This window comes from Sphingopyxis sp. CR5, assembly GCF_059693785.1.
This window is the reverse complement of record NZ_JCATIE010000004.1, coordinates 185,706-198,962: the sequence shown is the minus strand read 5'-3', so window position 1 is coordinate 198,962 and position 13,257 is coordinate 185,706. Positions and strand designations below refer to the sequence as shown.

At 67.9% G+C, this 13,257-nt stretch carries 13 protein-coding genes and 1 tRNA gene; 6 read left to right on the top strand and 8 right to left on the bottom strand.

Features of this window, described 5'->3' with window-relative positions; genetic code table 11:
• Window positions 1-100: 100 nt before the first annotated feature.
• Window positions 101-2,428 carry a TonB-dependent receptor gene (locus tag AC58D2_RS07765; protein ID WP_497388964.1) on the bottom strand — a complete coding sequence of 776 codons (2,328 nt, stop codon included), beginning with the start codon at window positions 2,426-2,428 and terminating at the stop codon, window positions 101-103.
• A 223-nt stretch (window positions 2,429-2,651) separates the two neighbouring features.
• Here AC58D2_RS07765 and AC58D2_RS07760 point away from each other — a divergent pair, with 223 nt between their 5' ends.
• On the top strand, window positions 2,652-3,278 hold the full coding sequence (locus AC58D2_RS07760; RefSeq protein ID WP_497389315.1) for a TetR/AcrR family transcriptional regulator: 627 nt from the start codon (window positions 2,652-2,654) through the stop codon (window positions 3,276-3,278).
• Between the two features lie 463 nt (window positions 3,279-3,741).
• On the opposite strand, the gene metW is transcribed toward AC58D2_RS07760, so the two are convergent.
• Together metW and metX are read right to left on the bottom strand one after the other, a co-directional pair.
• A complete protein-coding gene (metW, locus tag AC58D2_RS07755) occupies window positions 3,742-4,329 on the bottom strand; it encodes a methionine biosynthesis protein MetW (protein WP_497388962.1) in 588 nt (195 codons plus the stop codon).
• A 2-nt stretch (window positions 4,330-4,331) separates the two neighbouring features.
• The gene (metX, locus tag AC58D2_RS07750; RefSeq protein WP_497388960.1) at window positions 4,332-5,453 is read right to left on the bottom strand and encodes a homoserine O-acetyltransferase MetX; all 1,122 of its coding nucleotides are present in this window, start codon (window positions 5,451-5,453) and stop codon (window positions 4,332-4,334) included.
• A gap of 78 nt (window positions 5,454-5,531) precedes the next feature.
• On the opposite strand from metX, the gene hisC reads away from it, so the two are divergent.
• Both hisC and AC58D2_RS07740 read left to right on the top strand, forming a co-directional pair.
• Window positions 5,532-6,647: a histidinol-phosphate transaminase gene (gene hisC, locus AC58D2_RS07745; RefSeq protein WP_497388958.1), complete on the top strand. Its 1,116-nt coding sequence runs from the start codon at window positions 5,532-5,534 to the stop codon at window positions 6,645-6,647.
• A complete protein-coding gene (locus AC58D2_RS07740; protein WP_497388956.1) occupies window positions 6,647-7,549 on the top strand; it encodes a prephenate/arogenate dehydrogenase family protein in 903 nt (300 codons plus the stop codon). The genes hisC and AC58D2_RS07740 overlap by 1 nt, the downstream gene beginning before the upstream one ends.
• 86 nt (window positions 7,550-7,635) lie before the next feature.
• Here AC58D2_RS07740 and AC58D2_RS07735 read toward each other — a convergent pair whose 3' ends face one another.
• From AC58D2_RS07735 to ftsE, 4 genes are read right to left on the bottom strand one after another with little or no spacing between them, the layout of a single operon-like run.
• The gene (locus AC58D2_RS07735) at window positions 7,636-8,364 is read right to left on the bottom strand and encodes a lysophospholipid acyltransferase family protein (RefSeq protein WP_497388954.1); all 729 of its coding nucleotides are present in this window, start codon (window positions 8,362-8,364) and stop codon (window positions 7,636-7,638) included.
• Between the two features lie 11 nt (window positions 8,365-8,375).
• Window positions 8,376-8,906 (bottom strand): YdcF family protein, encoded by a 531-nt coding sequence (locus AC58D2_RS07730; RefSeq protein ID WP_497388952.1) that lies wholly within the window; start codon window positions 8,904-8,906, stop codon window positions 8,376-8,378.
• Window positions 8,903-9,817: a cell division protein FtsX gene (locus AC58D2_RS07725; RefSeq protein WP_497388950.1), complete on the bottom strand. Its 915-nt coding sequence runs from the start codon at window positions 9,815-9,817 to the stop codon at window positions 8,903-8,905. Before AC58D2_RS07725 ends, AC58D2_RS07730 begins: the two co-directional genes overlap by 4 nt.
• Before the next feature lie 10 nt (window positions 9,818-9,827).
• Complete coding sequence (gene ftsE, locus AC58D2_RS07720) at window positions 9,828-10,556, bottom strand: cell division ATP-binding protein FtsE (protein ID WP_497388948.1); 729 nt, start codon at window positions 10,554-10,556, stop codon at window positions 9,828-9,830.
• A 158-nt stretch (window positions 10,557-10,714) separates the two neighbouring features.
• On the opposite strand from ftsE, the gene AC58D2_RS07715 reads away from it, so the two are divergent.
• Complete coding sequence (locus AC58D2_RS07715; RefSeq protein WP_497388946.1) at window positions 10,715-11,506, top strand: zinc-ribbon domain-containing protein; 792 nt, start codon at window positions 10,715-10,717, stop codon at window positions 11,504-11,506.
• A gap of 40 nt (window positions 11,507-11,546) precedes the next feature.
• On the opposite strand, the gene AC58D2_RS07710 is transcribed toward AC58D2_RS07715, so the two are convergent.
• On the bottom strand, window positions 11,547-12,608 hold the full coding sequence (locus AC58D2_RS07710) for a YeiH family protein (protein WP_497388944.1): 1,062 nt from the start codon (window positions 12,606-12,608) through the stop codon (window positions 11,547-11,549).
• A gap of 100 nt (window positions 12,609-12,708) precedes the next feature.
• Here AC58D2_RS07710 and AC58D2_RS07705 point away from each other — a divergent pair.
• Both AC58D2_RS07705 and AC58D2_RS07700 read left to right on the top strand, forming a co-directional pair.
• Window positions 12,709-12,785, top strand: a tRNA-Arg gene (locus AC58D2_RS07705).
• Between the two features lie 106 nt (window positions 12,786-12,891).
• Entirely contained in the window at window positions 12,892-13,167 is a 276-nt protein-coding gene (locus AC58D2_RS07700; protein ID WP_497388942.1) for a hypothetical protein, read from the top strand.
• Window positions 13,168-13,257 lie beyond the last annotated feature (90 nt).

The window sequence follows — 13,257 nt, the reverse complement described above, 5'->3', positions numbered from 1 at the left end:
TCCCGTTTCGAACCCGGTTCCGCCGTCGCGGCCGGAGTGTCGCCGATGAAAAAGGGGCGCCGCAGCGGGCGCCCCTCTCGTTCTGCCGATAACGGCGGGGTCAGAATTTGACCGTGCCGGTGACGAAGACCTGGCGCGGGTTGCCGTAGAAGGCGGTCTGGATGCCCTCGAGCCCGAGCGTCGAGGCGCCCGAGGCGTCCTGATAATTATAGCCCGACGTGATGTAGCGTTTGTTCGTCAGGTTCTTGCCGTGGACGCCGATCGAATATTTGCCGCTGTCGGCGGTCCATACCAGGTTGGCATCCCACAGCACATAACCCGGCTGGTCGAGCGCCGGGATCGGCACCTCGAACTGGTGGGTCAGGCTGCGATAGCTGATGCCGGTCGAGGCATCGACCATGCCGCCCATCGCCGGAATGCCCGCCGCGATCGTTGCCGCGGTGGTCCATTTCGGCGTGTTCTGGAAGGTACGGATGGCGGAGACGTCGGTGCCGTCGGGGCCGATGAAGCGCTTGTATTTCGCGTCGATGAAGCCGACCGACCCGTTGAAGCGAACGGTCGATCCGGCACCGGCGAAATCGCGCGCAAGCACGGCGTTGGCTTCGGCCTCGAACCCCTGGAGGCGCGCCTTGGCGGCGTTGGTCGTGATGCCGCAGAAGGTCTGGACTCCGCCGACGGTGCAGCCGACCGATCCCGGGATCTGGACGTCCTTATAGTCCATGTAGAAGCCCGCGAGGCTCAGCGTCAGGCGACGATCGAGCAGCGAGCCCTTATACCCGATTTCATAGCTGTCGACCTTTTCGGGGTCGAACGCCAGGAAGGTGTAGATATCCTCATAGGTGCGGCCCTCGGCGGGATCGCTGATCGGCGCCGACGTGCCCGAGCCACGCGGGTCGAAGCCGCCGCCCTTGAACCCCTTTGAATAGGAGGCGTAGACCAGGGTGTTCGCGTCGGGCTTGAAGCTGAGCGAGGCGCGCGGGGTGAACTCTTCGAAGGTGCGGCCGCCGCGGAAGTCGGTCGCCACCGCGATGGCGACCGGATCGAGCGTTCCGCCGAATTCGGGAGACAGGCCGGTGATGCGGTTCGCCTTGTAGATATAGGCGTTGCGGTGGTCGTTGGTGTAGCGGCCGCCGACCGACAGGCTGAGCCGGTCGGTGAAATCGAAGGTGAAGTCGCCGAACACCGACCAGGTCTTGGTCCGCACGTCGCCCGCGGTATAGGCATTGAGGCCGGGCAGCCCATAGAGGCGCTGGCCGGACAGCCCCAGCAGAACGTCGAACGACGTCGCGGCGCGCGCGTCGAGATAATAGAAGCCGACAAGCCCGTGCAGCCGGTCGCTTTCATAGAGAAGCTGGAATTCCTGGCTGAGCTGTTCGTTGCGATAGACCGCGGGCACGTCGACGTCGACCGATGGCAGCGAGTCGAAGTCGATTGGCGTGAAGCTGGTATCCTTGCGCCACGCGCTGATCGAGCGCAGCGTCAGCGTATCGGTCAGCTCGGCCGACACGTTCATCGCGAGGCCATAGGCCTCGACATCCTGCTTGGGCTGGTTGAGCCCGGCGCGGGTGTCATAGACGTTGTCGAGCACCGGCGCGCCCGACGCGAGGCCCGGGATCAGGCGGTGGCCGTTGCGAGGGTCCGACTTGTCGCGGGTGTAATCGCCCGAAATGCGGATGAACACCGGGGCGCCATTGCCGCCCATCTCGATCGATGCGCGGCCCGCCCACACGTCCTTGTTGTAGTTTTCGAGTCCCGCGATGTTCAGATTGTCACCGAAGCCGCCGCGCGACAGGCGCGCAACCGAGCCGCCGATGCGGATCAGGTCGCTGACCGGCGCGCTTGCGGTGACGACGAGGTCGGCCTGGTCATAAGTGCCATAGGTGGCGCGCACCCGCAGTTCGGGCTTGTCGGGGTCGAGCCGCCGCGTCACATATTTGACCGCGCCGCCGATCGTGTTGCGGCCATAGAGCGTGCCCTGCGGCCCGCGCAGAACCTCGATCCGTTCGACGTCGTAAATGTCGAGCACCGCCGCCTGCGGACGGTTGAGATAGACGTCGTCCAGATAGATCCCGATACCCGCCTCGAACCCCGGGACCGGATCCTGCTGGCCGACGCCGCGGATGAAGGCGGTCAGCGTCGAGTTGGTGCCGCGCGAATTTTCGAGCGTCGTGTTGGGGGTCATGTTGGCAACGTCGGTGATGTCGAGCGCGCCCGCCTTGTCGAGCGCCTCCCCCGAAATCGCGGTGACCGCTATCGGCACGTCGATCAGCCGTTCGTCGCGGCGACGCGCGGTGACGATGATCGCGTCGCCGTCGTCGCTGGCCATGCCGGCGTCCTCCTGCGCAAAGGCGGCGGGCGCAAAGGCGAGCAGCGACAGCGCGCTGGTGGCGCAGATGGTCGTGCAAAGGCGGCGGGCGAACGGACGCATGTGGACTCTCCCATGTGGCAGGCGGCCCCTCGCCGCCCTTTCGTCTTTTCTTGGGCCTGGACTTGCCAAGCCGCGAGCCACTCAATAATGAAAGGTGAACCAAGTTTCAACTTGGAAGTTGCGCGACATGCTTTTTGCTTGCCAGTGGTGCGGAAAAGCCACGATGCAGCGTAAGGTCGCAGGATCGGGGGAGACGAAGGCAGCGATGGACCAGCCAAAGCAGATGGGCGAGCGTGCCGCGGCGGGCGGGTCGGGCAATCCCGACAAGGCGCCGCGCACCGAACGCGGGCGGCGGACGCTGCGCAAGCTGCTCGACGCCGCAGCGGTCGAATTCGGCGAGCGCGGATTCCACGAGGCGTCGATCAGCGGCATCACGCGGCGCGCCGGCACCGCGCTCGGCAGCTTCTACACCTATTTCGATTCGAAGGAGGAAATCTTCCGGGCGCTCGTCCGCTATATGAGCGAACAGCTACGCGATTATGTGACCCCGATCGTCCAGGAGGCGCCCGACGAAATCGCCGCCGAGCGTGCGGGCCTCGCCTCGTTCCTGACCTTCGTACGCGACCATAAGGAAATCTATCGCATCATCGACGAGGCCGAATTCGTCGATTACGCCAGCTATCGCCGCCACTATGAAACGACGGTCGAGCGCATGCGCCAGCGCCTCGAGGCGGGCGCCGCGCGCGGCGAGATCCGCGCCGACGCGGGCGAGGTCCACGCCTGGGCGATCGCCGGGATGAACGTGTTCCTGGGGATGCGCTATGGCCTGTGGGACGCCGACGCCGATATCGAGACGGTCGCGGCGATCGCGAATGATATGCTCGCGAACGGGCTGAAGACGCGGGGGTGAGGCTGGGTCCATCCTAGTCGGGCCGCCGCATCCTTGCGAGGCAGAGCGGCGGTTCTGGGGTGGGGAGCGGACTGTCCCCTATCCGTCATCCCGAAGCAGGTCGGGATCTCGCCGGTGCGTAAAACTGTTAGGTCGAGATCCCGGCCTGCGCCGGGATGACGTTGGGGTAAGGGACCGCAACCGGCCGTTCACAGGCGTTTGTCATCCCGGACTTGATCCGGGATCCATTCACGCGACGCTGCGCCTAATGGACCCCGGATCAAGTCCGGGGTGACGAGAAGAGGAAGGGGCGCTTTCGGTCGCTAGCCGACGAGTTCCTATTTCCGTTCATGTCGAGCGAAGTCGAGACACAAGTCGAAATGGCGCGACGTCGAGGGGGCATCTCGACTTCGCTCGATGCGAACGGCTCAGGGTAGGCAAGGACATCCCCTTACGATCGCCAGCGGCCGCCGGGTCGCCCCGATCAGCCCCTGGAGATCAGGAAGATCGCATGTTCGGCGCGCCAGCTCGCGGCGGCGTCGCTCGTCGGCTTGTCGCCGGACAGGTGCCAGGCGCGCTCGACGCGGATTCCCTTGTCGCGCATCAGCTGACGAAAATCGCTGACGGTGACGTGGTGGATGTTCGGCGTCTCGTACCAGGCGACGGGGAGCAGGCGCGTCACCGGCATGCGGCCGTTCCACAGCAGCGCGAGGCGGACGCGCCAGTGCGCGAAATTGGGAAAGCTGACGAAGGCGCGCGGCGCGATGCGCAGCAATTCGTCGACGACGCGGTCGGGGCGTTCGGTCGTTTGCAGCGTCTGCGACAGGATCGCATAGTCGAAACCGCCCGCGGGATAGTCGACAAGGTCGCGGTTCGCGTCGCCCTGCACCACCGACTGGCCGCGCGCGATCGCCGCGGTGACGTTCGCCGGGTCGATCTCGAGCCCGCGTGCGTCGACCCCCTTGTCTTTCAGCGCCGCGATCAGCTCGCCGTCGCCGCAGCCGATGTCGAGCACGCGCGTGCCGGTCGGAACCGCGTCGGCGATGATCGCAAGGTCGGGACGCAGCGCCATCGTCAGCCGCCGTTCGCCAGCGCGCCGGCGATCAGCCGGTCGAGCGCGGGCACGTCGAGGAGGAAGCTGTCGTGGCCGAAGGGCGCCGACAGCTCGACGAAGCTCGCCGCCGCGCCGACGCTTTGCAGCGCCTGGACGACGCGGCGCGATTCGGCGGTCGGATAGAGCCAGTCGGTGTCGAAGCTGACGAGGGTGAAGCGCACGTCCTTCGCCCCGGCGAAGGCGCCCGCGAGGCGGCCGTCGTGCGCCTCGGCGAGGTCGAAATAGTCCATCGCGCGGGTGATGTAGAGATAGGCGTTGGCGTCGAAGCGATCGGTGAAGGCGAGCCCTTGGTAGCGCAGATAGGATTCGACCTGGAAATCGGCGTCGAAGCCGAAGGTCTTTGCCTCGCGCCCCTGCAGGCGGCGGCCGAATTTCTCGGTCAGCCCGGCTTCGGAGAGATAGGTGATGTGCGCCGCCATACGGGCGACCGCGAGCCCCTTCGTCGGGGCGCGGTCGCTGCCGTAATATTGCCCGTCCTGCCAGTCGGGATCGGCCATGATCGCCTGTCGCCCGACCTCGTGGAACGCGATGTTCTGGGCCGAATGGCGCGCCGCGCTGGCAATGACGATCGCCGAGCCGAGCCGTTCGGGATAGGCCGATGCCCAGCCGAGCGCCTGCATCCCGCCCATCGATCCGCCGATGACGGCATGAAGCCGGTCGATGCCGAGATGACCCAGCAGCATCGCCTGCGCGCGCACCATGTCGCCGATCGTGATGACGGGGAAGTGCATGCCGAGCGGCGCGCCGGTTTCGGCATCGGGGGTGGCGGGACCGCTCGACCCCATGCAACTGCCGAGCACATTGGCACAGATCACGAAATAGCGGTCGGTGTCGACCGGCTTGCCCGGCCCGACCATGCGTGCCCACCAGCCGGGCTTTCCGGTTCCGGGATGGTCGCTCGCGACATATTGGTCGCCGGTCAGCGCGTGGCAGATCAGCACCGCGTTCGATTTGTCGGCGGCCAGCGTGCCATAGCTTTGAAAGGCGATCGTCACCGAGGGCAGCGCCTGCCCGCTGTCGAGCGCCAGCGGCGCGTCGATCGTGACGCGGTGATGCTGAATCTCGTGGAGCCGGCTTGCCATGGGAAGGCGGGGCTAAGCGGGTGCGGGGGCGCTGTCAACGTACTGGACTCGGCGGCGCGAACCGCTAAACGGCCCGGCATGACCGATCGCATTGCCAAGCTCGCCCCGAAGCCGTGGATCAGCGGCATCGCTCCCTATGTTCCTGGCAAGTCGGCGGGCGCCGACGGCCGTCCGCTCATAAAATTGAGCGCGAACGAAAATCCGCTCGGCACCGGAGCGCGGGCGCGCGAGGCCTTCGGCGCGGCACAGGCGGCGCCCGACGCGCTGTCGCGCTACCCCGATCCCGGCGCGACGCTGCTGCGCGAGGCGATCGCGGCGAAATACGGCCTCGATCCCGACCGGGTGATCTGCGGCAATGGGTCGGACGAACTTCTCCACCTTGCGGCGGGCACCTATGCCGGCGCGGGCGACGAGATTCTCTATGTCCGCTATGGCTTTGCCGTGTACGAGATCGCGGCGCGACGCGTCGGCGCGACCCCGGTCGAAGCCGACGACAAGGATTATGCGACCGATGTCGACGCGTTGCTCGCGGCGGTGACCGACAAGACGCGCGTCGTCTATCTCGCCAACCCGAACAACCCGACGGGTACGCTCGCGACGCGCGACGAGGTGGCGCGGCTCCACGCCGGGCTGCCGAAGGACGTGCTGTTCGTGATCGACCAGGCCTATTCGGAATATCTGGGTGCGGACCAGGACGATGGCGGGCTCGACCTGGCCCGGACCGAGCCCAACGTCTTTGTCACGCGGACCTTTTCGAAAATCCACGGACTGGCCGCCGAGCGGATCGGCTGGGGCTATGCGGCGGCCGAGGTGATCGCCGCCCTGCATCGCATTCGCCTCCCATTCAATGTCACGCGGGCGGGGCAGGCGGCGGCGGTCGCGGCGCTCGGCGACGATGATTTCGTCACCCGCAGCCGCGACCATAATGCCAAATGGCGCGCCTGGCTGGCGGGCGAGATCGAGAGCCTGGGCAATCACGGGCTGCGGGTCGTGCCGTCGGCCACCAATTTCCTGCTCGTCGTGTTCGAGGGCGATGTCGACGCCGAAACGGTGTACCAGCGGCTGATGGATGCGGGGTATATCGTGCGCTGGTTGCCGGGACAGGGATTGCCGAACGCGCTGCGCATGACGATCGGCACCGAAGAGGAAACGCGCGGACTTGCCGCGGCGATCCGCGCGGCGCTGGCGCCCTGATGCCGATCGAACGCCTGGCCGTCGTCGGGTTGGGGCTGATCGGCTCGTCGATCGCCCGCGCGGTGAGGGCAAAGCTGCCGGGCGTCGCGGTGACCGGATATGACGCGGATGCCGCGGTATGCAAGGAAGCGCGCGCGCTGGGCTTGTGCGATCGGGTCGCCGACGATCCCGCCGCCGCGGTGGCCGACGCCGATCTGGTGGTCTTTGCTGTCCCGGTGGGCGGCATGGCCGATGCCGCGCGGGCCGTCCTGCCGGGGTTGCGGCCCGGCACGATCGTTTCGGATGTCGGCTCGTCGAAGGCGGGGGTCGGCGCGGCGCTGCGCGACGCGCTGCCCGGACATATGGTGATCCCGGCGCATCCGGTCGCGGGGACCGAGAACAGCGGCCCCGCGGCGGGCTTTGCAAGCCTGTTCGAAGGCCGCTGGTGCATCGTCACTCCGCCCGCCGATGCGCCGGCCGACGCCGTTGCGGCGCTGGCGGCATTCTGGACCGGGCTCGGGGCAAAGGTCGAGACGATGGACGCCGCGCATCACGACATGGTGCTAGCGGTGACGAGCCACCTGCCGCACCTGATCGCCTATACGATCGTCGGCACCGCGAGCGAACTCGAGGAAGTGACCGAGAGCGAAGTGATCAAATATTCGGCCGGCGGTTTTCGCGACTTCACCCGCATCGCGGCGAGCGACCCGGTGATGTGGCGCGACGTTTTCCTTGCGAACCGCGATGCCGTGCTGGCGACCTTGCAGCGCTTCAACGAGGATCTGACGGTGCTCCAGCAGGCGATTCGCCGCGGCGACGGAGACAAGCTGGAGGACTGGTTCACCCGTACCCGTGCGATCCGCCGCTCGATCATCGCGCAGGGGCAGGACGATGCGGCGCCCGATTTCGGGCGCAAGCATTAAATCCCGTCGCCCCCGCGAAGGCGGGAGCCGCTATAGGTGCGGCGCAAGCTTGCCAACGGCCCCCGCCTTCGCGGGGGCGACGATCTTTATTCGGTGCTGCTTTCCGCCAACGCCTCGGGCGGGTTGAGCGCGTTGATCGCGCGCCACACACGGTCTTCGGCGTCCTCGCGCGGCAGGCCCGCTGGGATCGTTTCGCCGACCTTGTACGTGATCGTGCCCGGCCATTTGACCCAGCGGCGCGGCGGATAGACGAGGCCGCTGTTCACCGCGACGGGGATCACCGGCACGCCAAGCAAGCGATAGACGCCCGCGAAGCCCGACCGCAGCGGCGGCGCCAGCCCGTGCGGAACACGCGTTCCTTCGGCGAACAGGACCAGCGGCCGCCCGTTCGCGAGCGCCGCCTTGGCGGCGTTCAGCATCGCGCGCATCGCCTTGCCGCCGCCGTCGCGGTCGACCGGGATCAGGCCATAGAAATGCGCCGCCTGTCCCCACACCGGGATCGAGAACAGCTCTTCCTTCGCAAAGACCGCGGGCCATTTGAAGATCATCGGCTGTTCGATCGTCTCGAACGCCCCCTCGTGCTTGAAGACATAGAGTAGGGGGGTGTCGGGCATGTCGCCCTCCACGACGATGCGCTGGCCGAGGACGAAGCGGCAGATGAAGCGGTGGAAGCGCGCCCAGATATGGACGAACCAGTGCGTCGCGCGGTGCGAGACGGGCAGCGCCACGACGGCACCGATCGAACTGATGCTGCTCATCAGCACGAACAGGATCCAGAAGAGGATCGAGCGGACGAGGGCGAGGGCGTAGCGCACGGTCGCGACCCCTACAGGCCGAGCAGGCCGCCCACCAGCCCGAACAGATATTTATGATATTCGCGAAACAGCGTGTTGAAGCTCGGCTCGCTGCGGACCGCGTCGGGGACGATCGTCACGTCCTTGCCCACCGCGCGGCCGATTTCGTACCGCGCCCGGCGCATGTGCCAGTCGGTCGTCACCAGCCGCACCGTCTTGTAGCCCCGCCGCGCAACCCAGGTCGCGACTTCGGTGGCGTTGGAGCGCGTGTCCTCGGCCTCGAACCCCAGCGCGATGCAGCAGTCGAACAGCGAAACCGGGCGCTTGTATTCGGCGGCGAGTTCGCGCGGCTTTACCTCGCGCGCGACCCCGCTGATCAGGACGCGCTTTGCCTGGCCGTCCTCGAGCAGCTCGAGCGCGCGGTCGATGCGCCCAGGTCCCCCGGTCAGAACGACGATCGCGTCGGTCTTTTGCGGCGGCGCGGGCAGCGGCGGCAACAGCGCGAACCATGCGAATCCCAGCACCCAGGCAAGGAAGAGGAGGGAGATGAGGCGCTTGATCATAGAATCTTCTTGAGCGCGGCGAGCAAGGTCTGGCGCGCCGTCAGAGCAGCGAGCGCGATAGCCAATAGCGGCAGCGCCAGCAAGAGCGCCCAACCGCCGGTGCCGAGCGACGCCGTCGCGGCGAGCCCCGAGGTCACGTCCGACCATTGCCAGCCGATCAGCAGCAGGATCGCGGCCGCGACCACCGTGCCGAGCGCGATGCCATAGGCGGTGTCGATCGCGATGCGGCGCTGAAACAGGCGCGTGATCTGGCGGTCGGTGGCGCCGATCAGGTGGAGCATCTCGATCGTCGCATAATGGGTGCCGAGCGCGGCGCGCGCGGTCATGATCACCACCGCCGCGCTCGCGAGGACCATCAGCAGCACGAGCCCGCCCGCGATCCAGGCGAGCGACCGGATCAGGCGCGCGACGGGGGCGAGCCATTCGGCGTGGGGGATGACGCGGGCGCCGGGCGCGATCCGCTCGACGAGCGTCTTGAGCCGATCGAGCTGGCGGGCGCGATCGCCGCTCCCGCCGCCGCCGAGGTCGATGTCGACGAGCGCGGGCAGGGGCAGGGATTTCAGGACGGGATCGTCGCCTCCCGCGCCGCCCAGCCACTGACCGAGCGTCGCGAGCAGCTCGTCGCGCTCGACCCGCCGCGCCGCGCGGACATAGGGTTCGGCTGCGGCGGTGCGGCGCAACTCGGCGGCTTGCTCGGATCGGGTCACCGGGTTCGCGGTGACGATCTGCACCGTCACCCGCCCCGCGATCGCCTGCCCGATCGCGTCGGCCGACCGCGCCAGGCCGACGCCCGCCGCGGCGGACAGCAAGGTCAGCATCATCAGGATCGCGATCACCCACGGGGTCGGGCCCGACAGGCGGGGCTCGGGCAACAGCCGGCGATGCTGGACGGGGACGCGCGGGATGATCATGTCGCGTCCGTCACGACCGGTTCGGCGGATAGCGCAGCGCGCCGGTGGGATCCGACAATCGCCCCTTTTCGAGCCGCATCATCTGGGCATTGTCGATGCGGCTGATCAGGTGGATGTCGTGGGTCGCAACGACGACGGTGGTGCCGAGCCGGTTGAGCGCCTCGAACAGGCCGAGCAGGCGCATCGCCATCTCGGGGTCGACGTTGCCCGTCGGTTCGTCGGCGACGAGGAGCTGGGGCCGCGCGATTACCGCACGCGCGATCGCCACGCGCTGTTGCTCGCCGCCCGACAGCGTGGCGGGGCGCGCTTCAGCGCGCGCGTCGAGCCCGATCCAGCTCAGCATTTCGCCGACGGGGCCGGCCAGATCCTCTTCGCCCACCCCCGCGATACGCAGCGGCAGGGCGATGTTGTCGCGCGCGGACAGGTGCGGGATCAGGCGGAAATCCTGGAAAACGACGCCGATCCGCCGACGAAACCCGGGCAGGCGGTGGCGCGCCATCGCGCCCAGATCCTCGCCGAACAGGCGGACGATGCCGCGGCTCGGCCGCTGGGCGAGGTAGAGCATCTTCAGCAGCGAGGTCTTGCCCGCGCCCGACGCCCCGGTGAGGAAATAGAAGCTGCCCGGCTGGAGGTTGAAGCTGATGTCGGACAACACCTCGCCGTCGGGACCATAGCGCAGACCGACGCTGTCGAATTCGACCATTGCGCCGCCGGCGCGCGGACCCGCGGCGCCCGTCATGACGTCACCGATGCGCCCGTACAGGTGCGTTTTGCCCCGGAAATGCGTGTGTCCTCCGCCGTCATGCTCCGGCTGTTGCACGGCCTGCCGCCCACGTAAAGGCCCCCGCGCCACGCGGCGCTTGCAACGCCGCGAATCAGCGTGTTTAGAGGGGGACCATGATCCTTGCCTGCCCATCCTGTCACACGCGCTACGTCGTTCCCGATACCGCGATCGGACCGAATGGGCGTACCGTGCGCTGCGCCAATTGCCGCCACAGCTGGTTCCAGGAGCCGGCCGCATCGTCGGTGATGCCGCCGCAGCCCGCCGCCCCGCCGGCCCCGGCCCCGGCCCCGGTCGAGGCGCCGTCGCCGGAACCGTCGCCCACCGCGCCCCCGGTTCCCGAAACGCCGGCGGAGTCGGTCGATCCCGGGGCCGCTGCGGCGCCGCCGCCACCCGAGGCCTTTGCCGCAACGGCGCCCACGCCGCCGCATCGTGCCGCGCAGGCGGTCGATCCCGACGCCCCGCTGCCGTTCCGCCGTCCGCGGCGCAACCCCGCGAAGCGTTGGACGACGATCGCAGCCCTGGCCGCCCTCGCGATGATCGGGGCGACCGCGGCGCTCTATGTCTATGGCCTTCCGAACTGGGCGCAGGGGCTTGGCGGCGGGGCCGCGGAGCCCGACCTGGTGATCGAGCTGCCGCCCAACCAGGATCACCGCGAATTGCCCGACGGGACGATCTATTTCGCCGCGTCGGGGGTGATCATCAACCCGACAGACCGCGAACAGCGCGTGCCGCCGATCCTCGCCGAACTGCGCGATGCCCAGGGAACCATCGTCTACAGCTGGACGATCAAGCCGCCGGTCCGCACCTTGCCGCCGGGGGAAAAGGCGAATTTCAGCGAGGCGAAGCTCGACATCCCGCGCCGCGCGACGCAGCTTACGGTCAGCTGGGCACTGCCGAAAAGCTGATTTTTACAACCGGTTGGCGTGACGTCGTGCCGCCCCGCCGTCACAGCGCGAGCGCGGCGGCGAGCGCCAGCGCAAAGCTGGTCAGCGTCGCGACGATGATGGGCGCGAAGCTGCGCCATCCCTGATCGAGCAGCAGCGCGAGCCGGGCCTTCATCGCGGTGGCGACGATCGCCAGCAGCAACAGCGCCTGCGCGGCGGTGGCCGCTCCGTCCTGGACCGGTTTCGGAAAGGCGAGCAGCGAATTTGCGGCCGCAAGCGCCAGGAAGCCGGTGATGAACCACGGCAGGCGCAACGGGATCCGGCGCTCGGGCGCGCCCTCGCCGCTGCGCCCGAGCCACAGCGCGACGAGCATCAGCATCGGCGCGAGCAGCGCGACGCGGGTCAGCTTGACGATCGTCGCGACCTCGCCCGCCTTTTGCGAGAAGGAAAAGCCGCCGCCGATCGCCTGCGCGACGTCGTGGATCGACGCCCCGATCAGGAAGCCCGCCTGGGTGTCCGACAGCCCGAGTTGCGCGGCGAGCACCGGATAAAGGGTCATGGCGAGCGCGCTCGCGACGGTGATGCCGACGAGGGTCAGCGTGAACCGGGCCTGATCGACGCGCCGGTCGCCGATCAGGGAATAGAGCGCCAGCGCGGCCGAGGCGCCGCAGATGGCCGTCGCCCCGCCGGCGAGCAGCGCCGCATGGCGATCCTGCCCGAACAGGCGCGCGCTCGCGACCGCGGCGACGATCACCGTCAGCATGATGACGACCAGCAGCGCAAAGGGCAGCGGACCGAGGTCGGCAAGCTGCGCCGCGGTGATCCGCGCCCCGACGAGGACGATACCGATCCGCAGCGCGGTCTGCGACATCAGGTCGAGCCCGGCGTGGGTGCGCGCATCCTGCGACAGGAAGGATAGCGCCAGGCCGATCAACAGGCCCATCAGCACGATCGGCGCGGCATAATGGTCGGCGAGCCACGCCGCGGCGAGCGCCGCGATCGCGGTGACGAGCACGCCCGGCGCATAGTCGCGCGCGCGGCGCCGCGCGGGCGGCGCGGCCTCGAGCTGCAATTCGCCGTAAAGGTCGGCGGCCATCGGCCAGCGCTGTTCGGATGCCCGCATCGGTTCGCTCCTTCCGCGCGGGCCCTTCGCACATCGACGCGGCGCGGTCGATAGGCCATTGCTGGCGCCGCAGAGCCCTGCTAGACGCGCCGCTCTACCAGCACCCGTAGCTCAGCTGGATAGAGCGCTGCCCTCCGAAGGCAGAGGCCACAGGTTCGAATCCTGTCGGGTGCGCCATCCTCCATTGCTTTCTCCAGCGCGATATCGCCGCCGCTCTGCGCCTTGCGCTGTGTGGGGCTGCTTCGGGGTGGAAAGCGGCCTGCCGCCACCTTAGGTAATATCGATGTTTGTGATCGAAGATGAATGGCACGCAGAGTGGATCGGCGAGTTCTCGAGCCGAGATGAAGCGCTTAGAGAACTCAAGCGCTTGGCTGAACTATCTTGGGAGCAAAAACCAAACCTGTGCCCATGCACGAGCTGGCGAACTTGCGGTCGGCGCTATCATTTGATCGAGTTTGATACCGCAGGCGAACCATGGCGCACTCTCAGCGATGAGGCAATTCTTGAGGTTTCAGCCAAAGAAACCGCATGGCTCTCAAATACGGATGTGAAAGGGTGATATGGTTGCGACGGCGAGAATCGACCGGTTGTGGTCCTTCCTCTTCTCGTCACCCCGGACTTGATCCGGGGTCCATGACTTCGGCGCTGC